This is a genomic window from Haliea sp. E17, assembly GCF_048323675.1.
Taxonomy (GTDB): domain Bacteria; phylum Pseudomonadota; class Gammaproteobacteria; order Pseudomonadales; family Halieaceae; genus Mangrovimicrobium.
Map to the genome: position 1 here is coordinate 145,102 of NZ_JBLWFK010000003.1, position 20,959 is coordinate 166,060.

Genomic DNA, 20,959 nt, shown 5'->3' on the forward strand with positions numbered 1-20,959 from the left:
GGCCTCAGCCCGCAATACGCGCGAGACCTTCGGCTTCCCGCGGAATGCCAAAGCGCTGGATATAGTCACTGTATTCCTCGGCAACTTGGCCGGCGTCCAGGCCCCACTGTTCGATGGTGTAGTCGTTGCTCCCACGGGCATTCTTGGGGTTGTCACGGTGCCAGGCGCCAACGGCCTCGGCCACGGCGTCTGGCGTCTCGATTCCCACACCGGCGTGGATGCGGCGCATCTCTGCCACGGGATCCTTCACTAGGCTGTAGTAATCGACATGGACAACCCTGCCTGCGTGCTCACCCCGATCGAAGGCCATGATCCGGTCGATGTGGCGGCGGATAAAATAGCGCATCTGCCGCCCGACCTCGTGGGGATCGACCGGTTCGGCGCTGCGCATGCTGCGCAGGTTGAAGGTCATCTTGCAGATCGAGGCGAGTGTCTGGACCGGGTCGCGATGAGTCATCAGGAAACGCGCGTCCGGGTAGACCTCAAGAATCTCGTTCATGCCAATGACGTGATTCGGGTACTTGAGCGCCCAGGGTTTGGTCTCGAGCTTCCACTGCAGGAGCTGCAGCTGGCGCTTGTGAATGCGGTAGCTTGCCACCAGGTCGAGTTCATCGAGGAGATAATCGAAGTATTCCGGCACATTGAACAGATTGTGCAGGCCGGCTGCGCCGTAGCTCTGCTGGAGGAAGGCATGGCACTCGTCGGACCCGTCGGCATCGTAGAGATGCATCGAGTCGAAGCCCTCGAAAGTCGGCCTGGCTTTCAGGGCTTCCATGAACTGCGTCTTGCGCCGCTCTACGGACTGCGGATCGAACCCGGGGGGCGGGTTGGGCATCATGCTCTGCCAGGTACGGATCAGGCGGAAGCGCTCATCGCGATCGAACAGGTACTGGAAGTAGGTAGTTCCGGAGCGCGGCAATCCCTCAAGGAACAAGGGCGATGCGATCACCTCATCGGCGACCTCCGGGTGCTCCTGTAACCAGCGCTGGGCTTCAATACGATTGGCGTTTTCAGCGACGAACTGGTGAAGGGTCATCGCTTCACCTTCGGGCGACAGGCCGCCAGTGCGCTGCAGCGAATCCACCAGTCGTTCGAGATTGGTTCGCACCGATGTGTCGGAATCCGCCTGGCCGGCTCGCTGTTCCGCTTCTGAAATGATCGTTGCCGCGTTCAACATCCTGTGAATCCTTAAAATTCTGCTACTGGTGTGGGCTCAAACCGGGGTTTAACCTGGTCGCGAAATCCATCGCAGGAAAAACGCGCGCCGGGAAGAGGGCTGACTGCGAGTACTTCCCGGCGCTGGAGGGCATGAGGCGCAGAACGCATCCTCACCTGTTTCGATTGCGCGTGCAACTGCGGGGCCAGTTGCAGCGCCGGTCATTCAGGAGCGCTATTTGCTGGAGGGCTTTACCGCGTTCTTCCAGTCTTCCTGGTTGGCGGCGCAGGTTTTTTCCGCCTTGTCCCACCAGGCTTCGTTGTGCGACAGGTTGACGAAGTCGAAGCTGGTTTTATGCCGCATTTCCAGCACTTCGACACCCTCCGGCCCCGGCACGTACACATAGGGCACCCCGGCGGGCACGAAGAAGCAGTCCATCGGGCCGAGCTCCTCGGTCCCCAGTTTCAGGCTGCCGGCAATGACGTAGTACATGCAGTCGGAGTCGTGGGAATGGCGCATCAGCGGGTAGTCTTTTTTCAACCAGGCGTAGGTCAGGGCGAATCCCGGTACATTCACCAGCACCTTGAGTTCATCGCCTTCGAGATAGCCGGACTGTACCAGCCGCTTGATACCCTCGACCTGGACTTCGCTCATGGGCTTCATTTCCATGCAGCCTTCCTCGACCAGGCCTTTGGCCTCGCTGGCGCGGTAGATTTTTAACTGTTGCCGTTCTGTGGTCTCGCTCATTGCAGCCTCCTTGTTTTATCGGTGCCTTGCTTATGCTGTATTTCTGGCGGTATCCGGCAGGCGGGTCATCGCCGCACCGATGCGGGTATTGCCAGTCGGGGTGACGCCGAACAGTGCCTTGGTGCGCGCATCCATGGACGATTGTACTTCGGCCGGAAGGCACAGCGCCCAGTTGGCCTGGGGTCGGATGAAATCCGTCGAATAATAGGCAAACATCATACGCCGCTGCTCGTCCACGCTGGTATTGCATCCCGAGGTATGCCACAGGCGCCCCTCCATCGCGACGAAAGAGCCCGCCGGCGCCTCGAAGGGCAGGGTCTGTTGCAGCGCGTTCTCCGGCACCTCTTCAAGCGTGGTGAAGCGGTGGCTGCCGGGCAGGTACCGGGTGGCGCCGTTGCCTTCATGGACGTCGTCCAGGCACCAGATGACGTTCATAGCCCAGGGATGGTGCCAGGGGCCGGGGATCACCAGCGCCTGGTCCGAGTGCAGGTTCATGGAGCCGGAACCCGGAAGGGCGATATTCGCCGTGAAATTGGAGACGATGTAATTCTCGCCGATGGCGGCGGCCACCGCGTCCAGCGCGTCACTACGCACCAGCAGGTCGATGAATACCGGGGCGATCGCGGGCAGGTTGTTGACCCGGATATTGCGGTCATTCGGGTCCAGGGTGGCAATATGGGTGCCGCCCATAATCTGCCGGGTAATTGCCACGCCGCGCTCGAGGCCGGCGCGTGCGAGTTCGAGTTCCCCGGGGGTCAGCGCGTTCTCGACGATGCAGAAACCCTGCTCCTCGATCTGGCTGCGCATTTCCTGCTGGTTCATATTATTGCTACCTCGTTAAAATCCAGCCTGACTCTTGCCTGGAGCTACTCCGGCGAGACACCGTTGACCAGGCCAAAACCGTAGGTCTTGTAACCGAGGAGGGTCAGCATTTCCTCCGAGGCGAACTGGCGGATTTCCGGCTTCAGGGCCAGGAACCAGTTCTCCTGTGTACGGACGTAGGTTTTGGTGTACCAGGAAAATATGCCGGCGCGAGTCTGGTCCTGCGAACTGTTTACGCCGGTCTTGTGCCACAGGCGGCTTTCGAACACGATCATCGAACCCGCCGGCGCTTCCAGCGCCACGGTACCAACGCCCATCTCCTCCACCGTGACGCTGCGATTCAGCTTGTGGCTGCCCGGGACAATGCGGGTGGCGCCGTTGGCCTCCGTAAAATCGTCGATCGCCCAGGCCACGTTGAGCCCCTGTGGGCCGGTAGTCGGCCAGGGTTCGGCGAGGAAGGTCTGGTCCGCGTGCAGGTGGCCGCCCGCGCAACCGGGACTGCAGATATTGGCGGAAATATTGCCCAGCAGGGCTGGCCAACCGATCGTCTCGCGCACGTATTCCAGCGCCATCGGGTGTTCCGCCAGGTCCTCGAACAGGGGATCCCGGCTCAACACGTTCCAGATACGCTGGGTCAGCGACTGGTCGCCGATATCCAGTGCAAACTGCTCGATTTCCCGGCCGCGCATCCGGTCCGATTCTGCGGCACGGTAGAGAGCGTCGCGGGTACGCTTCAAAGCGTCGCCGCAAAGCACCTCCGGCACCACCGTAAAACCGAGGTCGCGAAGATTGGCAAGGCCGGTGGCCAGATCCCGGGTTGGCGCGGGAAGCGTTTCAATCGCGCTCATAGACTGGTACCTCGAGTGATCTGGACAGGTCTATGTACTCGTCGAGGCGGGAGATCTTCCCCCCCTGGAAGCGAACGAAAATACAGCAGAATTTGGCCTTCAGGGCGCCATCGTCCCCGCGCAGGAAGAAACGATGCCGCTGTACCAGGCCGGAGGGAATGGGATCCCATTCCACGGAGTCGATGCGGTTTTCCGCGAAGCCCGCGAACAGACCCTGCCAGCTTCCTGCAGCCTGCTCAAGGGACAGTTCCACCCCGTCAAAATTGTGCCAGAACACCGCTTCCGGACGACAACAGGCGATTGCACCCTGCAGGTCCTTGCGGCTCAGGGCTTGATAGAAATTGGCGACGACTTCCGCCATCGCAGCAGGGCTTGCGGACAAACCACCCCCCCCTTCTGTTTATCGGAATACAGGGACGAAGGGGCAGTGTACGGTCAGCTATACCGCCAATCAATAGCTGACTATCTGTTATTTTTTGTCCGGTTCACTTTCACCGGCAATCGCTTCACGCCAGGCGGCACGACCAAGCCGCGGGGCGCAGCGTTGCGCGCCATTTCCCGCCCTGCGACAAGTCCTTGATATTGAAACGATTAGCCAACCATGTAGTGAGGCGCTATTGGGGTATCGGCGTCTGCTGGTAGGCCAGCAGGCGCCAGTCGTCGCCTTCCCGGGCCCATACGGACAGCGAGCGGTTGTCGATGGCCCTCGGCCGCCCCGCGACTTCCACGTCGGCTGTCAGGCGGGAAAAGAGCAGGGCCGTATCCCCCTGCTCGACGACCCGGGTATCACTCACGGCGAGGGATTTGTAGATGATTGTCCCCGAACGCAGCTTGTCCAGCAGGGTCGGTTTGTCGTCGTAGGTCGCCGTCAGGTGGCCGAAGGACAGGCGCTCCGACAGCAGGGGCGCCAGCGCATCGGCATCGCCGGCGCGCAGGGCGGCACAGCGTTTTTCCTCATTTGCGAGAATGGTAGGGGCGATTTCGGAACTCATCAATTTCTCCACTGACTATCTTATCGGTACTTGCAGAACGGGATCAGTTAACCTGGCGCCCCTGCTCCGGCCAGAACTGCTTGCGCAATTCGCGTTTCAACACCTTGTTGGTCGCGCCTTTGGGCAACTCTGCAAAGAGCATTATCTGCCGGGGCTTCTTGTACCCCGCGATTTTGTCGTCCAGCCATTCCATCAGGGCGGCTTCAGAGAATTCCGAACCACTGGCGGGTACGATGCAGGCGGTGACGATTTCGCCCCAGCGGTCGCTGGGCGCGCCCACCACCGCGACTTCGCTGATGCCGTGGTAGCTGTCCAGGACGCGTTCGACCTCTGAAGGGTATACGTTCAGGCCTCCCGATATTATCAGGTCGCGCTTGCGGTCGCGCAGCGAGAGAAATCCCGCATCGTCGATAACACCGACATCGCCCGTCGCGTACCAACCGGGCTCGGGAAAGACTTCCGCCGTCGCTGCCGGGTTTTCCCAGTAGCCGGTCATCAGGTGATCGCCGTTCACGAACAGCTCACCCTCTGCGCCGGCGGGCAGGATGCGGCCCTGGTCATCGCGAATCTGGATCCCCGAGGCGAGCGCAGGCCGGCCGGCATACTCGGCAAGTACCGAGGGGTCGTCCAGGCCGATGTAATCATCCGGCGTCACCAGCGTAATCGGATGCGGCGCTTCACTGGTCCCGTACACCTGGGTAAGAATCGGGCCCAGTTGCTCCACGCAGCGGCCGAAAAGGTTGTTGGTAATGGGGGCGCCGCCGAAGGATATCTGTTGCATGCCCCTGACCCGCTCGACGGACTCCCGGCCACTTTCCAGGATCATCTGCAGCATGGTGGGCACCAGGAAGGTATGCGTGCCGCCCCTTGCCTCGACAAGCTGCCCGAGTTCAGCCGGCTCGAACTTCTCCATGAGGATATTGCGCGCGCCGACAGCGAGGAACGAAAGCACCTTGGAGCCACTGCCATGACTCAGAGGCCCGCAATGCACCATTGCCGAGTTACGCCCGATGCGCAGTTCGCTCGCCAGCATGTTCAACATGGCCGCCATCCGCCCCCCCTGGCTATGGGTGGCTCCCTTGGGCCTGCCGGTGGTGCCGCTGGTGTAAAGAATATAGGCGGGATCATCCGGTGAGACCGCACTGGCCGAGACAGCGGCCACTCCCCGGGCAAGCGCCTGCTCATAGTTACCCGCAAGCTCACCGACCCGCAGCAACTGCAATTCGCTCAGCGAGCTGTCTGCAATCTGTTCATACAGGCTGTCCGTGGTAACCAGTACGCTGGCGTTTGAGTGCTCGAGGATATAGCGGCACTCATCCGGACTCAGCCGCGTACCGATGGAGACCCGCGTAACACCGGCGCGCATGCAGGCCAGGTCTACCTCGACCGCTTCAACCCGGTTGGGCAGCAGTATCGCAACGGGTCGCGCCAGGCTCGCGCCCATGCCCAGGAGCGCATTGGCGAGGCGTCCGCTGCGCTCACGCAATTGTCCATAGGTAATTGCTCTCTGACTGTCCTCAACTGCCACCTGCCCGGTATACATGGGCAGCAACCGCTCGATAAATTGTTGCGTTGTTATCACGTCTGTCTCACTTGTGTCTTTATCGGGGCCGGTCGTGAAGCGCGCAAGAAAACCTTGCCGAATTCGATCCCCGGCCATCGGGAATGGTCCAACCTGGTGTTGCCCTCGACCACCGTCGACCGGAGGCTTGCCCGGACGCGTTTTCCGCCTGGCCGCGACTTGCTTGTGCAAATGGCTGTTCTGCGTTCGTGACCTGCGCCGGTGTGCCTCGAAGTGAACCGGGAATCAGCCACTCGAAACGAGTTCCCCTCCAGGGGAAGTACAAAGCCCGAAAAAACGCTGGCGTCGGATACCGGCCTTATCGCCCGGTGGCGCCGGACACCGGTGGCTGCCCGGCGGTGTCGCTCCTGGCGCGATGACTGTCAAGGGGTACGATATTCTCCGAACCGGTTGCCACGGCGGAGGTTTCACCCTGACCGTGTTCCGCATGTTCACCGCCGCGGGATACGGCGACCAGTTCATCCAGTACCGTTGCGGTGAAGGCGGGATCAATACCGGTATCACCGGGATGGAACGCGCGATACACGCCGGCCTCTTTCAACGCAGCGGCGTCCTCCCGGGGAATGACCCCACCCACGACCAGCGGTACGTGGTTGCATCCAAGCGCATCGAGTTCCCTGCGAACCGATTGCGCCAGGCCCACGTGGGCGCCAGACAGGATAGACAGGCCGACGACCTCGACGTCGTTGGTCTTTGCTACACTGGCGACCTGAGCGGGTGTCTGCCGGATACCCAGGGCAATTACCTCAAAGCCTTCATCCCGCAGCATCCGGGCCAGTACCTTGACGCCCCTGTCATGACCATCCAGCCCGACTTTCGACACGAGAATTCTTCCGCGATTCCTGCTTCCAGAACTCATCTGCAACGCTCCTTTATGGCCCATTCGATTTAATAAGTATACTCATGATATAGGGGTTTGCAAGGACGAAAAGGCGCCTTGGCGAATCACCGACTGTGGATCCGGAACCGGATAAACCCCGCATGGCCACGCACAATTATCCACACTCAACACCCGCCGGCCGTGGGACGAGCTTGTTGCGAGGGCTGAAGAGAGGTTTGCTGGCGAGCCGGAGAGATTCCGGCTCGCGAACGCGAAGCGAAATTCCGCACAGCAACTAGGTGCCAGTCTCCCACACCAATGGCAGGACCTGGTTGATCGTAGTGACACGGGAATTGATTTTCGGCTGGGCGCCGGGAGCAATACTGAATTCCGGAATCCGGTTGAGCCATTCCTCAAGAAACACGCGCAGTTCAGTGCGCGCGAGCAGGGCTCCCAGGCAGCGGTGGACCTTGCCGCCGAACGCCACATTGGAGGACAGTTGTTCCCGGGTAAAGTCTACCCGGAACGGGTCTTCGAACTTCTCTTCGTCGACATTGTGCAGCACCAGGGGCACCGCCATCATATCGCCCTCGCGCATCTCGACACCGCGCAGGTTCAGGTCGACGCGAACTTCCCGGGTGAGCGTGGTATGCGCGTAACGTCGCAGCAACTCCTCGACCGCATTGGGAATGAGATCGGGATTGTCACGAATTTCGCGTCGCTGCTCCGGGTGGCGCGCCAGGTGCTGGACAAAGAAACCCAGCATGCCCGAAACCGTATCGAGGCCCGCGATCAGCAGCAGTCCAAGCACCCCAAGAAGTTCTTCCTCATTGAGCTTGCGGCCGTCGATTTCCGCACGACAGAGTTTTGCGACAATGTCGTCCTCCGGACCGTCACGGCGTTCCTCGATCAGTTTCAGGGAGTAGTCGTCCATTTCAGCGTAGCCTTCCAGTCGCTGGTCCGGATATTTCGGGCGACTGATTTTCTCGGCGATCGCCAGCAGCGGCTTGCGGTCTTCCTCGGGGATGCTCATGATCGCCATGAACATGCGTATGGGCAGGTGCTGGGCGAAGTCTATGACGAATTCGCATTGCCCACGGGGCTTGAAACCCTCGATCAGCTCAATCGCCAGTTCCTGTACCGCGTCACGCCCGGCCGCGACAATCTGCTTGGTCAGCAACCCCGCCAGCAAATGGCGGAAGGGAACACTATCAGGCGGATCCTGTTGGAACGGGCGGAATATCCGCGCCGGGTTCAGGTGTTTGGGAAGCCCGACATAACGATTGGAAAAGTGGTCGGAATTGTCGATCACTTCCTCGATGATCGAGGCGCGCGTGATTACCCAGTGACCACCGTTATAGGGGCTCCAGAATATTTCCGGCATCCCCTCGGCACGCACCTGCCGGTAGAGGTTCTGCGGGACGTCCCACTCGTTGGCGGGGTAACCGTACATGTCAAAATCACGCACCAGTTCCCGGGGTACGTGGGGCGGCACAGTTTTTTCCATTATTGTCTCTTCAGGCATGGTCTTGCTCTCCCTGGATGCTTTTCATGTAGACGTTTTCGACGACGTTTCGCCCTGGCCCGGGAACCCGGCCCGGCCAGGAACACGCTCCCTCATCGAAGTATAAAATCGGCCGCGCGCTCCCCGATCATCATCACCGGCGCGTTGGTATTGCCATTCATCAAGGTGGGCATTACCGAGGCATCGGCGATACGCAGGTTTTCGACCCCCCAGACCCGGAGTTGCGAATCAACCACTGAACTTCCGGGTGCGCTTCCCATCCTGCAACTTCCCGCCACGTGAAACTGGTTGGTCGCCCGTTCACGTACCGCGTCGCGAAGCGCCTGCGCGCCGCTTATCCCGGAGCCCGGCAGGATCTCTTCACTGACCACCGCGGCGAGCGCAGGCTGCGAGGCGATGTCACGGACTTTCCGGATACCGCTCACCAGACACTCGAGATCGGACTCGACGTCGAGGTAGTTGGGGTCTATCAGCGGCAGGGCATCCGGATCGGCAGAACGCAGCCTGATCTCGCCCCGGCTGCGCGGCGTTCCATGGCTGACAAAAAAGGTAAAGCCATGTTGCCTGGGCAACAGCGCCCGCCAGCCTTTGCCGGCGAGTCCAACCACGGCGGGCGGCGCAAACAACTGCAGGTCGGGAAAGGCCTGGCTATCGTCGCTCTTGAAAAACCCACCCGCCGGGGCCGATCCTTCCGCGAAAAATCCCTTGCTTTCCCGGATATAGCGCAGCACTTCGAGCGCAGCATTCCAGGGAGAAAAGTAACGGTAGGCGGTGATCGGCTTATTGGTCGCAAAGGCCAGCTTGAAACACAGGTGATTTTGCAGGTTCTGCCCCACGTGGGGCTGGTCCAGGTGTACGCGAATACCCAGGCGATCCAGGTGTTCCGCCGGGCCTATTCCGGAAAGCATCAACAACTTGGGTGTATTAACCGCCCCGCTCGCCAGAATGACCTCACCGTTAACGCGCGCAACAAAGACCTCGCCGCAGTGGCGATAGCGAACGCCGGTGACACGCCCGCCCTCCATTTCAAGGGAAAGCGCCAACGCGCCGGTATGCGTGGTTATACAGCGAGGATCTGCCGGACGCAGGAACGCACGGGAGCTGCTCGAACGCCTGCCCTTGCCGATGGTGAAATCGTAGTACCCGAAGCCTTCGGAGTCCGCGGCACAGAAATCGTCAACCTGGGGATAACCGGCTTCACTCGCCGCGTCCAGAATCAGTTCACATACTGGCAGGCTGGAGCGACCCCTGCTGACCTGCACGGGCCCCTGGTCGCCGTGCCATCGGTCGCGGCCGCGCTCGCTGGTTTCCAGATTTCTGAAAAAAGGCAGTACGTCCTCATAGCCCCAGCCTTCGCAGCCGGCATCGCGCCAGTTGTCGTATTCCCGGGAGAATCCGCGGGTATAGACCATGCCATTTATCGAACTGCCGCCACCGAGTACGCGGCCCTGGGAAAGGTACAGGCGTCGGTTGCCCAGCGCTGCCTGCGGTTCGGTCTCATAACTCCAGTTGAAGCGCCTGGCCGAAGCTCCGAAGGCGCCCGCCCCGGGGACTGATAACAGCGGTGAGCGGTCGCCGGGACCTGCCTCCAGCAGCAATACGCTCCTGCCCTGCCCGGCCAGACGCCCGGCCACGACGCAGCCGCCGGAGCCCCCCCCGACCACGATATAGTCGTATTCCGCCGCTGTCACAACAGCCTTTCCAGCGCGATCAAACGTAGGGTAGCCGGGAATCGGCGGAACCGCGCACCGACCAGATGCCGTAGTCCATGACCGGCTCGGCTGCCGCTGAAATCAGCGCGATGTCCTCCGCCTCCAGCTGGATTTCCGCGGCCTTGACGTTCTGCTCGACCTGCTCTGGACTGCGGGCGCCAAACAGCACGGTGCTGGCACCTTTCTGGCGCATTACCCAGGCCAGTGCGCACTGGGCCACGGTAGCTTCCCTGCGCCCGGCAACGATTCGCAGCGCATCGACCACATCAAACAACTGGTCGCGGCCGATCACTGCAGGCACATTGCCTCCGGTGCGCCCTTCCCCGGCGCCGCCGCCGTCACGGGTGTATTTTCCGGAAAGCAGTCCGCCCAGCAACGGTCCCCAAACCATGATGCCCAGTTCCTGGTCGAGCGCCAGGGGAATCAGCTCCCGCTCTATGCCGCGAGTCGCCGCGGACCATTGGGCTTCCACCACCTGGAAGCGCTCGAGGTGTTCTTCCGCCGAGATTTTCAGCCCCTTCATGACCTGCCAGGAGGCGAAGTTGGAACAGCCGATGTACCGCACCTTACCGCTGCGGACCATCGCATCGAGTGTTCTCACGGTTTCTTCCAGCGGGGTCGCGGCGTCAAACAGGTGGATCATATAGACATCCACATAGTCGGTGTCCAGGCGCCGCAAGGTGGCCTCCAGAGCCCGCATCAGGTAGCCGCGAGAGCCGCCCATGCCATTTGGGCCCTGTTGCATCTGTAGCCCGCCCTTGGCAGCAATCACCATATCAGCACGGTTGATAGCGAGGTTCTTGAGGCCCTGGGCTACCCGCTCTTCCGACTCGCCATCGGCATAGCGGTCTGCCGTATCGATGAAGTTGATTCCCGCCTCAAACGCCGCAGCCATCACGGCATCGGTTGCGGCCTGGTCGAGTCCGCCAAAGGTCTTCCACCAATCGGACTTGGCGCCGCCGAAAGTATTGGTACCGAGGCACATCCCGGAGACTATCAGTCCGGTTCGACCCAGTCGTTTGTATTGCATGCGGTTTCCTCCAGGTACGGGTAATTATTGTTCCCGCAGCCAGAGCCCCCGCTCTGCGGCACGCGGTCGCCCAGCGGGGTAATGCTCTGGCCAGCGGGTGTCGTCTAGATTTCGAGCTGGGTGACCAGGCGGGTGTGCAGGTACGCCTCCAGGCCTTCGACTCCCCCCTCACTGCCTATGCCGGAATACTTGATACCGCCGAACGGTGTTTCGGGGAAGGCAATGAAACTGCTGTTGATCCCCAGCATGCCGCTTTCCATGTCCCGGGTCAGCCTCAGTGCCGTTGTCGCATCACTGGTGTAGGCGTAGGCAGCAAGCCCGTAATCGAGGCGGTTTGCCTTTTCGAGAACCTCGTCGTAGGTCTTGAACGAATTGATCGGGACGACAGGCCCAAAGACTTCCTCACGCATCAGGCTGGCCTCCTCGGGAACGTTCCTGAAGACCGTGGGCTGGAAAAAGCTACCGCAATCCCCAATTCGCTTTCCGCCGCAGAGTAACTCAGCCCCCCGGGCAAGGGCATCCTCGACGATAGATTCCATGGCGTGAACCCGCCGCTTTGCTATCAATGGCCCCATTTGCACTCCTTCCTCAAGGCCATTGCCAACCTTCAGGCTCTCTGCATAGCTCACGAATCCCTCAACGAATCGATCAAACAGCCCTTCCTGGACATAGATCCGACCAACAGACGTGCAAATCTGGCCGGCGTTGCGAAACTTCTGGATGGCCAGCGACTGCAGTGCATTATCGAAGTTGGCGTCATCGAAGACAATCGACGGAGAGTGTCCACCGAGTTCCATGGTAGTGTGCTTCATGGTCTCCGCGGCCAGTTTCTGCAGGTGAATGCCGACCGCCGTACTCCCGGTGAAAGCAACCTTGCGAATGACCGGCGATCGCAGCAGATGTTCGGAGACTTCGCCCGGGATACCAAATACCAGATTGAGTACGCCGGGGGGAAGACCCGCCTTCTCAAAGGCGCGTACGATCTCAACAGAGGTTCCGGGGGTTTCTTCACTGGCCTTGATGACGATCGAACAGCCCGCGGCGAGTGCCGCGGCGATCTTGCGAATGACATTGACCCCGGGGAAGTTCCAGGCCACAAAGGACGCAACGGGGCCTACAGGGTCTTTGAGTACCAGCTGTTGCATACCCGCTGCGCGCGAAGGTACCACCCTGCCATAGGCGCGCTTGCCCTCCTCCCCATACCAGCGGATTATGTTGATGACAAAATCCATCTCGCCACGGGATTCGGCCAGGGTCTTTCCCATCTCAAGGGTAAGAATCCTGGAAATGTGTTCCTTTTGTTCCTCGATGATAGCCGCCGCGCCTTCCAGCACCTGCTGCCGCTCTACCGGCGTTTTTTGCCGCCAGAGCTGGAATCCTGACCGAGCGGCCTCCAGGGCCATATCGAGGTCTGCTGTACTGGCGTGGGGTACATGCCCCAGCACCTCATCGGTGGCGGGGTTTATCACGTCACTCCCCGCACCCGAAGTACCGGAAGTCCACTCTCCCCCGATGAAGAGCCTTAAATCTGTGTATGTCATACGAAGTTCCGCGTCCCCGCCAAGTGTTATGGATAGCGATGTTTGCAGCAAGGCTTGCTATTGCGATTGGGGCTGATATCGCCAATTTATTGAGTATACTTATCTATTGCCACGACGCAAGTCTCGTGCGCCGTACCTCAACGGGTATTCAAAAAAAAGGCGTCCGGAAAGACGCCTGAAATGGCTTGCCGGCCTGCCACAGAGGGTTAAACCGGCTTGCCTCGCACTACACGATGTTATCAATCAAAATTGACGACCAGATCAATACCGTAACTGCGCTCCTCCTGGAAATCCCCTGCAGGAAACGCGCCGTAGTTTACGTAGTAGGTAACTTCGTCGTTATCGGTGAGATTGCGACCCCACAGGGAAATCTCGCCGGACAGGTGATCGCCAATGGCCACCTGCTTGAGGGAAACCCTGGCATTGACAATCCACGACGCCGGACTGAACTCCACGACACCAAACGGGGTAGCCTCGGCCCTGCCCGGGTTGGGATCCATCCGGATGTCATCCCGCCAGATTCCGGTAATACCGAAATTCAGGTAGGCGGAGTCAAACAGCGGGTTGGTCTCGTAACTGGCTGAAAGATTACCATTCCATTCCGGGGCGAATATGGGCAGGTAATCCGAATTGGGGAACGCATTGGGACCCGCCGCGGAAGCACTGGCTGCAAGCAGATAGGACACATCGGTAAATTTCGTGTCCTGGTACCCTAGCGTCGCCGAGAGCGTCAGTCCTTCCAGCGGCAGCGCAGTGACCTCCAGTTCCACACCCTGGGCCGCCTCGGTGCCACCATCAATGACCAGCACAGCGATGTCCTCCATACCCTCGACAGCACTGCCGGTTTGCGGCTGCTGCAGGTGCTCGTAGGTTACATCGAAGAGGGCCAGGTTGGTGCGAAGCCGGCCATTATAGAAATCCGCCTTGGCGCCGATCTCCCAGGATTCAGCTTCCTCCGGCTCAAATGCAAGCCCCGCAACCGATCCTCCGGAAACGAAGGCGGTGGAATACTTTGCGTAAGCCATGACCGCATCAGTAAACTGGTAATTGACGCCCAACAGGTAGCTCATGTTGTCGTCACTATACTCAAAATCCTGGAAGGCCAGGTTGCTTTGGGCATCGCCCAGCACGTAACTACCGGACTTTTCGTCATTGGTATAACGCAGGCCCGCGATCAGATCGAATTTATCCGTGATATGAAATTCAGCCTGTGCGTAGGCGGCGTAGGACTTGGCGTCATTCAGTGAGCGACTGTCATTACCGGCAGGGACGACATAACCTGGCATGAAACCAAAAATGATACTGTTCGTAGAACCAGCAGGTCCGCCACCCACCGTATCCTGCTCGAAGTAAAGTAGACCGGAAGTCAAGGTAGCGAACTCCGCATCGTAATTCAGCTGCAACTCGTTACTCCACTGGTCTCCGGTGGAATTGTTCTGCGAACACACATAGCACATCGTTGTCTCTGCCGGCAGGCCCACTGCCGGCCCGATGATCCCACCGAGCTCCCATCCACTGGAGGCGGTAAGATCCGCGGGGGCGAATACTTTGTATTTGCGATAGGCAAGGGTATTTTTCAACTGCAGGCTGTCGTTCACTTCCCACAATGCGGTCAGGTTGTGCCCCTGCACTTCCTGGTCACGATTCGTCGTGAAGGCATTATTGACCTTGTCAGGACGGGTGGTCTTTCCATTCCAGAACAGGTCGGGATTGGCCAGCGCCAGAAACTTGATAAATGCCGCACCGTCGGGAGGCAGAGTACCGGTGTAATAATCGCTGAGGATAGCAGCGCCGCGAGGGCTGCCCTCATCTGTACTGTAATCGTACTTGTAGCTCAGGGAAAAGTTGTCAGTGGGCTCCCAAAGAGCCGAGAGAAAGAAGCTTTCGGTATCTACCGCACCGAGAGTTTCCGAGGACTTCAACCGCCCCTTGCCGAACGCCGTCCTGTCCCAGGTAACCCCGGCACCCAGGTTGTTGATATCGCCGTCCTGCTCTTCAACCGCGTAGGTCATATACGCGCTGAAATTTCCGATCTCCGGCAAGTCCAGGGTAGTTTCCGAGCGGTAGTAATCCCTGCTGCCAAAACTCAGCTTCTGGCGAAAACCGGCCTGACCGTCCGGTTCCCGGGTGGCAATGCTGACGGCACCACCAGTAGCATTTCTGCCAAACAGCGTTCCCTGGGGGCCGCGCAGGACCTCGAGACGTTCAATATCCGAGAGCTGGAAAATCGACCCTGTGGATGAACCGATGTACACCCCATCCAGGTAGATGGAAATCTGCTTGTCGGATCCCGGCACGACACCGTAACTGGTGATACCCCGCATGGTGAAACCGGGCGTATTTACCCCCCCTGTCGTCGGACGGACGGTCAGGTTTGGAGCCAAACCGGAAAGGTCACTCACATCGATGACATTGTTGACCTCCAGAGCCTGCTGGGTCAGCGCGGTTACAGCGATCGGGACGTCCTGCAGGCTCTGTTCACGCTTCTGTGCTGTAACGATGACCTCCTCCAACGCTACAGCACGGGACTGGGCAACCGCATCCTGAACCTGCATCCCGGCGACAATAGCAGACGCCAACAGGATGTTTACGCGCAGGGACGATTTCTTCACGTTGTTTATGGACATTGCCTACTTCTCCAATACATCTAATTGTTTTATTAGTCCGCTAGAGAGCACGAGGCCATCCGCCGGAAACCGTCATCAACATGACGGCAGCAACCTGCCTGCTGTCGCAAAACAGTCCTGAAACTTCGAAGGCCATACCATTCCAGTACCCAAGCTGCTTTGTTAGATCGCGTTAGATGCAGCAGGGATGGCGCCGTTGTGAACCGGGTCGAAGCGACTTACTTGCTGAGTATACTCACTTGTTTTACAATCGCAAGCCCTGCATGTAACAAGTTGACGTCACAACCTCCAGGTGCGGTATGAGAGCAAATCTGCACTTGGCCGGAAGGACAGGGCACACTTTGGTACAAATATGGTATAGATTTGGCCGCAGCAATCCGGCATTCACGATGCCTGCAATCCCATGGAGAAAATGATGCGTTTCCCTGCAGTGCCTCCCCCCCTCCTTGAACGCCCGACAGAGGCGGACATTGCGTTTCTTACGGCCATAGTGGGCGAGAAGCATGGGCTGCGGGGGAAGCTCGAACAGGCCCCCTACCTCACTGAATTGCGCGGACAGAAAACTGGACACTCGCCCCTGGTATTGAGGCCCCGGGATACCGGGGAAGTGGCGCAAATTCTGCACTATGCCAATCAACGCAAACTGGGCATCGTCCCCCAGGGGGGAAATTCGGGACTGGTTTACGGCCAGGTGCCGGATGACAGCGGCGACAACATCGTTATCAACCTTGGCCGTCTCAACCAGGTCCGGGAGATCGATACACAGGGCAATACCGTAACGCTCGGAGCGGGCGTAATACTTGAGAACCTGCAACAACTTGCGTTCGAGCACGACCGCTTTTTCCCGCTTTCACTGGGCGCCGAAGGCAGTTGCCAGATTGGCGGCAATATTGCCACCAATGCCGGCGGAACCGCTGTGCTTGCCTACGGCAATATGCGTGAACTGGTGCTCGGTGTTGAAGTAGTGCTTGCCAACGGTGATATCTGGAACGGCCTGAGAACCCTGCGCAAGGACAACACCGGATACGACCTCAAACAACTCTTTATCGGCTCAGAGGGAACCCTCGGCATCGTTACCGCGGCGGTCGTTAAACTGTTCCCGCGGCCCCGGTCCCGGGCCACGGCATTGCTCGCCCTCGAATCTCCCGCAACAGCCCTGGCAGTCATGCACACGATCACCGCGTCGACCGGAGGACAGCTCACCGCCTTTGAACTGATACCTCGCATTGGCATTGATTTTGTTGTGCGCCACTCAGCAGATGCCCGCGATCCCTTTGACCGGGCCTACCCCTGGTACGCACTGATAGAAGTTTCCAGCGGTGCCGAAGGCGATAGTGACGAAGACCCGCTGACCGACAGCCTGACCGGGGCTTTTCAGCAAGGCTTGCTCAAGGATGCAGCGATTGCCGGTTCGATTGCCCAGGCGCAACAGTTCTGGCATCTGCGTCATGCTATCGTCGAGTGCCAGCGTCACGAGGGAAAATACATGAAATTTGATCTCTCGATCCCGATTCAGTTGATCCCTGACTTCCTGCAACAGACAGCAGATACGATAACGACCCTGATACCGGGCTCCAGACCATTACTGTTTGGCCACCTCGGGGATGGCAACATCCACTACCATATCAGTCAGCCACCTGCTGAAGATGGCACCTCATTTCTCGCGCGCTCTGCGGAAGTCGAGAAGATTATCGAGGACTCGGTCAGTGAACTAGGCGGCTCGATGTCGGCAGAACATGGAATTGGCGCCATGAAGGCCGCCAGGCTACCCGACTGGAAATCACCGCTGGAACTCGAAATGATGCGCGGATTGAAATCCGCCCTGGACCCGAACTGGATACTGAACCCCGGCAAGCTACTCTTGCGCAGTTGACCATCCTCCGGCCATTCGCCCTATGGCCAAGTCGTGAATAAAAGTTCAGGAAAGCTTCTTGTTGCCACGCTGCCAGGGACCGGAAATTTCATCTGAACCGATGTTTTCATGGAACACCAGGATTTTTTCCAGCGATGCCAGGAATCTATCCCGCTCAGCGGGGGCAAGTGGAGACAACAGGAAATTTTGCGCTGCCTCAATCTTTCCACTGACGCGCTTCAACAACTGCCTGCCCTGGCGGGTAATATTCACGACCCGGGAACGGCGATCCATCTCGCTTACCTCCCGGGAAAGCAGGCCGCGCTTTTCCAGACGCTTTACTACATCGCCGGTCGTCGAGGCATCCAGGAATGCCAGTGAAGCGATAGTGCTCTGGTCCAGATCCTTATTCGCCGCTGCGGTTTTGAGAATCGTATGTTGAATCGGCGTTAGCTCCTCGGATTCAAGGCTGGAATGAAAAATAGAAACCGATACCTGCTGTAAAACCCGGATCATGAATCCGGGCGCCAAATCAATCTTGTTATCCACTAACGAAAATCCTTCTGTTTTAGGCGTTTCCTCACACCATCCATGAGGATGGTCACGCACCGGAAATATTGAGCAGACCTTATCGCGGATTCACATAATACCGCTGTTACCGAAGGGACTCTAGAATTATCCCGACGGAGCAAGAACCGCCTGTTGAACTCACTGCAATATATTGAGTATACTTATCGTATAGAAGAATTACGCTGCATGAGCCCCAAATGAAAGGAACCTACATCGTTGGCACTGGCGCTACCGCCCTTGGGAAATTCCCCGGCCAGTCGGTCAAGGACCTTACCCGTTCAGCCGTATTTTCCGCACTGGATGATGCCGGCCTGCAGATCGGCGATATTGAGGCTGCCTGGTTTTCCAACACGCGACAGGGCCTGCTCGAAGGCCAGAATGGCATTCGCGGACAATGCGCGCTGCGTTCTATGGGTTTTGCAGGCATACCCATTGTCAATATTGAAAACGCCTGCGCCAGCGGGAGCACCGCCCTGCGCGAAGCCCTGGCGCACATCCGCGCTGGAATGTGCGATGTCGCCCTGGTGACAGGCGCGGAGAAAATGTTTTATCCGGAGAAACGCGAGGCCATGTTCAAAGCGTTCATGGGCGGAACTGACATCCATCAACTGGAACAACTCCGACGGGAAATCCACGCGCCTCAACATACGGATTCAGGAAGCGTGAATGTAACCACCCGCAGTATTTTTATGGACATCTACGCGTATACGGCACGTCTTCACATGCAGCAGTTCGGTACAACCGAGAGGCAGATAGCCCACGCGGCCGCCAAGAACCACTTCCATTCCACGTTCAATCCCCTGTCCCAGTACCAGACAGACATGAGTGTAGACCAGGTACTCGCCGACAAGCTTATCTGTCCTCCCCTGACTCGGGCCATGTGCGCACCGATCAGTGATGGCGCTGCAGCTGTCATTTTGTGCAGCGACGCCGTGCTCGACAAGCTGGGATTGCGCAAACGCTCGATCAGGGTGGCCGGTCTGTCACTGAAGAGCGGAACGCAGCGCCCGCTGGAGGATTTCAACCGGCATATTGGCCGTTTTGCCGCCAATGAGGCCTATCAGGAGGCTTCGATTGGCCCTGAGGAAGTCAGTGTTGCAGAAGTACATGACGCGTGCGCCTTTGCCGAAATACTGCAGATTGAGAACCTGGGGTTCTGCGCGCCTGGGCGCGGCGGTGAACTGACAGAGCAAGGCGAAACTACACTGGGCGGACGTATACCGGTTAACCCTTCGGGCGGGCTGGTTTCCAAAGGTCATCCGGTGGGTGCCACCGGCATTCTTCAATGGTTCGAACTGGTAACACAGTTGCGTGGCGAAGCGGGCAGGCGCCAGGTGGCGAACGCCCGGGTAGCGGTCGCAGAAAACGGCGGTGGTTTCTGGGGTGTCGAAGAAGCGGTGACGACAGTCTCTGTTCTAGTCAGGGATTGATGATTCCAAGCAAGCAGTACGAGTACGATAACTATGACCATTGGATTGAGCACCGGTAAATCAGCCTTTCTCCAGATATTGAAAGAAGAAGGCATCGAGTATCTTTTCGGCAACCCGGGAACTACAGAGTTGCCGATCATGAGCGCGCTGGCAGACCATCCGGATTTGCACTATGTATTGGGCATGCACGAAAGCGTCGTCCTCGCCATGGCCGACGGTTTCTCGCGCTCCTCCGGCAAACTGGTAGCCTGTAATGTCCATGTCACGCCTGGCCTTGGCAATGCCATGGGCTCGCTCTACAACGCCTGGTTCACCGGTACTCCGATGATTCTCACCGCCGGTCAGCTCGAGCAGGGTTACGGCCTGATGGAGCCCTTACTTCATGGCCCGATGCTGGAAATGGCGAGACCGGTGGTCAAATGGGCTGTAGAAGTCACCCGCCTCGAGGACCTGCCACGGATCTTGCGTCGCGCCGCCAAGGTTGCCACGACACCTCCCACAGGCCCGGTGTTTATCGCCCTTCCAGGAGACATCCTCAACGCCGAAGGTATGCTCGATCTCGGTCACCCCACCCGCATCGATACCCGGGTAAGGCCCTCCGCCCAGGCACTGGCCGAGCTTGCCAGCCGGATACTCCAGGCTGAGAATCCAGTCCTGGTCTGCGGCGATGAAGTAGTCAAAAGCGATGCGCTGGAAGAAGTAGCAAAACTCGCAGAAATACTCGGCTGTCCGAGCTACCAGTCCTCGGCGCCCTACGGTGCGCACTTTCTTTCCGGGCATCCCTGCTACATGGGCGGCATGAGTCGTTTGCAGGCAGAGGCCCATAGCATATTGCTACAGCACGACCTGCTGATCGCCATCGGCGGGGACGTAATGCGCATGATGGTTTACACCGGTGCCGAGGCAATGCCAGAGTCGATGCAGATAGTCCAGGTCGGACTCTCGGACTGGGAGATTGGCAAGAATTATCCCACCAGTATCGGCATCAAGGCAGACGTCAGGGAAACCCTGCGGGAACTCAACCCGGTACTGCAGGAACTCGGCGGAAAGGCACTGCAGGAACGCGCCCGCCAATCACTGGAACAACTGCAGACGAACAACTGGACTGCCCGGCGCGAGTCACTGGTCCGGACAACCACGGAGACTGCCGACAGCGGCACGATCTCCAGTGACTTCCTGTGCATGACGGTAGCCGACTGTATTCCCGAGGACGGTATCGTCATCCAGGAAGGACTGACCACAACTGTCAACCTGACCCGGTTCTATCCCTTCCTTGATCGCTACAGCTACCACGGACTGGCCTCCGGCGGCATCGGCTGGGGACTACCGGCCGCTGTCGGTGCGCAACTGGCAAATCCGGATCGGCCTGTAACGGCAGTGATTGGCGATGGTTCAGCCATGTATTCAGTCCAGGCACTGTGGACGGCGGCCCACAAGAACCTTCCCATCACTTTTGTCATCTGTAACAACAGCGGCTACAAAATCCTCAAGCAACGACTGGTGACGATGCAGCAAAGCGACCGTTTTATCGGTATGGACCTCGATAATCCGGAAATCAACTGGGAGCGCCTGACCACTTCGCTGGGCGTCGGCTTTACCCGCGTTAGCGAGGCACAGGACCTGTTCCCGGTTCTCAATGAGCGATGCCGGCGGCGCGACGGCGGCCCCACGCTGGTGGAAGTCATACTGGAAAAAAATCCCTGAA

General features: G+C 58.9%; 17 protein-coding genes. 3 read left to right on the forward strand and 14 right to left on the reverse strand.

Annotated elements, in window-relative coordinates; all coding sequences use genetic code 11:
* Positions 1-4: 4 nt before the first annotated feature.
* The 13 genes from ACNKU3_RS09280 to ACNKU3_RS09340 all read right to left on the reverse strand — a co-directional run bounded on the left by ACNKU3_RS09280 (position 5) and on the right by ACNKU3_RS09340 (position 15,402).
* Entirely contained in the window at positions 5-1,177 is a 1,173-nt protein-coding gene (locus tag ACNKU3_RS09280) for a sulfotransferase family protein (protein WP_418259169.1), read from the reverse strand.
* 213 nt (positions 1,178-1,390) lie between these two features.
* Positions 1,391-1,903 (reverse strand): cupin domain-containing protein, encoded by a 513-nt coding sequence (locus tag ACNKU3_RS09285; RefSeq protein WP_418259170.1) that lies wholly within the window; start codon positions 1,901-1,903, stop codon positions 1,391-1,393.
* A gap of 30 nt (positions 1,904-1,933) precedes the next feature.
* Positions 1,934-2,725: a phytanoyl-CoA dioxygenase family protein gene (locus tag ACNKU3_RS09290; protein ID WP_418259171.1), complete on the reverse strand. Its 792-nt coding sequence runs from the start codon at positions 2,723-2,725 to the stop codon at positions 1,934-1,936.
* A 44-nt stretch (positions 2,726-2,769) separates the two neighbouring features.
* Positions 2,770-3,573 (reverse strand): phytanoyl-CoA dioxygenase family protein, encoded by an 804-nt coding sequence (locus ACNKU3_RS09295; RefSeq protein WP_418259172.1) that lies wholly within the window; start codon positions 3,571-3,573, stop codon positions 2,770-2,772.
* Positions 3,560-3,955: a nuclear transport factor 2 family protein gene (locus tag ACNKU3_RS09300; RefSeq protein ID WP_418259173.1), complete on the reverse strand. Its 396-nt coding sequence runs from the start codon at positions 3,953-3,955 to the stop codon at positions 3,560-3,562. Before ACNKU3_RS09300 ends, ACNKU3_RS09295 begins: the two co-directional genes overlap by 14 nt.
* A gap of 232 nt (positions 3,956-4,187) precedes the next feature.
* Positions 4,188-4,565 carry a nuclear transport factor 2 family protein gene (locus ACNKU3_RS09305; RefSeq protein ID WP_418259174.1) on the reverse strand — a complete coding sequence of 126 codons (378 nt, stop codon included), beginning with the start codon at positions 4,563-4,565 and terminating at the stop codon, positions 4,188-4,190.
* 43 nt (positions 4,566-4,608) lie between these two features.
* Entirely contained in the window at positions 4,609-6,147 is a 1,539-nt protein-coding gene (locus ACNKU3_RS09310; RefSeq protein ID WP_418259175.1) for a class I adenylate-forming enzyme family protein, read from the reverse strand.
* Between the two features lie 298 nt (positions 6,148-6,445).
* A complete protein-coding gene (locus ACNKU3_RS09315; protein WP_418259176.1) occupies positions 6,446-7,006 on the reverse strand; it encodes a cobalamin B12-binding domain-containing protein in 561 nt (186 codons plus the stop codon).
* A 256-nt stretch (positions 7,007-7,262) separates the two neighbouring features.
* On the reverse strand, positions 7,263-8,474 hold the full coding sequence (locus tag ACNKU3_RS09320; RefSeq protein ID WP_418259177.1) for a cytochrome P450: 1,212 nt from the start codon (positions 8,472-8,474) through the stop codon (positions 7,263-7,265).
* A gap of 110 nt (positions 8,475-8,584) precedes the next feature.
* Positions 8,585-10,183, reverse strand: coding sequence for a GMC family oxidoreductase (locus ACNKU3_RS09325; protein WP_418259178.1), 1,599 nt, complete (start codon positions 10,181-10,183; stop codon positions 8,585-8,587).
* 19 nt (positions 10,184-10,202) lie between these two features.
* The gene (locus ACNKU3_RS09330) at positions 10,203-11,234 is read right to left on the reverse strand and encodes an aldo/keto reductase (protein WP_418259179.1); all 1,032 of its coding nucleotides are present in this window, start codon (positions 11,232-11,234) and stop codon (positions 10,203-10,205) included.
* Between the two features lie 104 nt (positions 11,235-11,338).
* Positions 11,339-12,775, reverse strand: a complete 1,437-nt coding sequence (locus ACNKU3_RS09335; RefSeq protein WP_418259180.1) for an NAD-dependent succinate-semialdehyde dehydrogenase — start codon at positions 12,773-12,775, stop codon at positions 11,339-11,341.
* Positions 12,776-13,014: 239 nt separating this feature from the next.
* Positions 13,015-15,402, reverse strand: a complete 2,388-nt coding sequence (locus ACNKU3_RS09340) for a TonB-dependent receptor (protein WP_418259181.1) — start codon at positions 15,400-15,402, stop codon at positions 13,015-13,017.
* Positions 15,403-15,817: 415 nt separating this feature from the next.
* On the opposite strand from ACNKU3_RS09340, the gene ACNKU3_RS09345 reads away from it, so the two are divergent.
* Entirely contained in the window at positions 15,818-17,275 is a 1,458-nt protein-coding gene (locus ACNKU3_RS09345) for an FAD-binding oxidoreductase (protein WP_418259415.1), read from the forward strand.
* Positions 17,276-17,320: 45 nt separating this feature from the next.
* Here the strand turns inward: ACNKU3_RS09345 and ACNKU3_RS09350 are convergent, their stop codons facing one another.
* Entirely contained in the window at positions 17,321-17,803 is a 483-nt protein-coding gene (locus tag ACNKU3_RS09350; RefSeq protein WP_418259182.1) for a MarR family winged helix-turn-helix transcriptional regulator, read from the reverse strand.
* A gap of 218 nt (positions 17,804-18,021) precedes the next feature.
* Here ACNKU3_RS09350 and ACNKU3_RS09355 point away from each other — a divergent pair, with 218 nt between their 5' ends.
* Positions 18,022-19,254: a thiolase family protein gene (locus ACNKU3_RS09355; RefSeq protein WP_418259183.1), complete on the forward strand. Its 1,233-nt coding sequence runs from the start codon at positions 18,022-18,024 to the stop codon at positions 19,252-19,254.
* 33 nt (positions 19,255-19,287) lie between these two features.
* The gene (locus ACNKU3_RS09360) at positions 19,288-20,958 is read left to right on the forward strand and encodes a thiamine pyrophosphate-binding protein (protein WP_418259184.1); all 1,671 of its coding nucleotides are present in this window, start codon (positions 19,288-19,290) and stop codon (positions 20,956-20,958) included.
* Position 20,959: the final 1 nt, after the last annotated feature.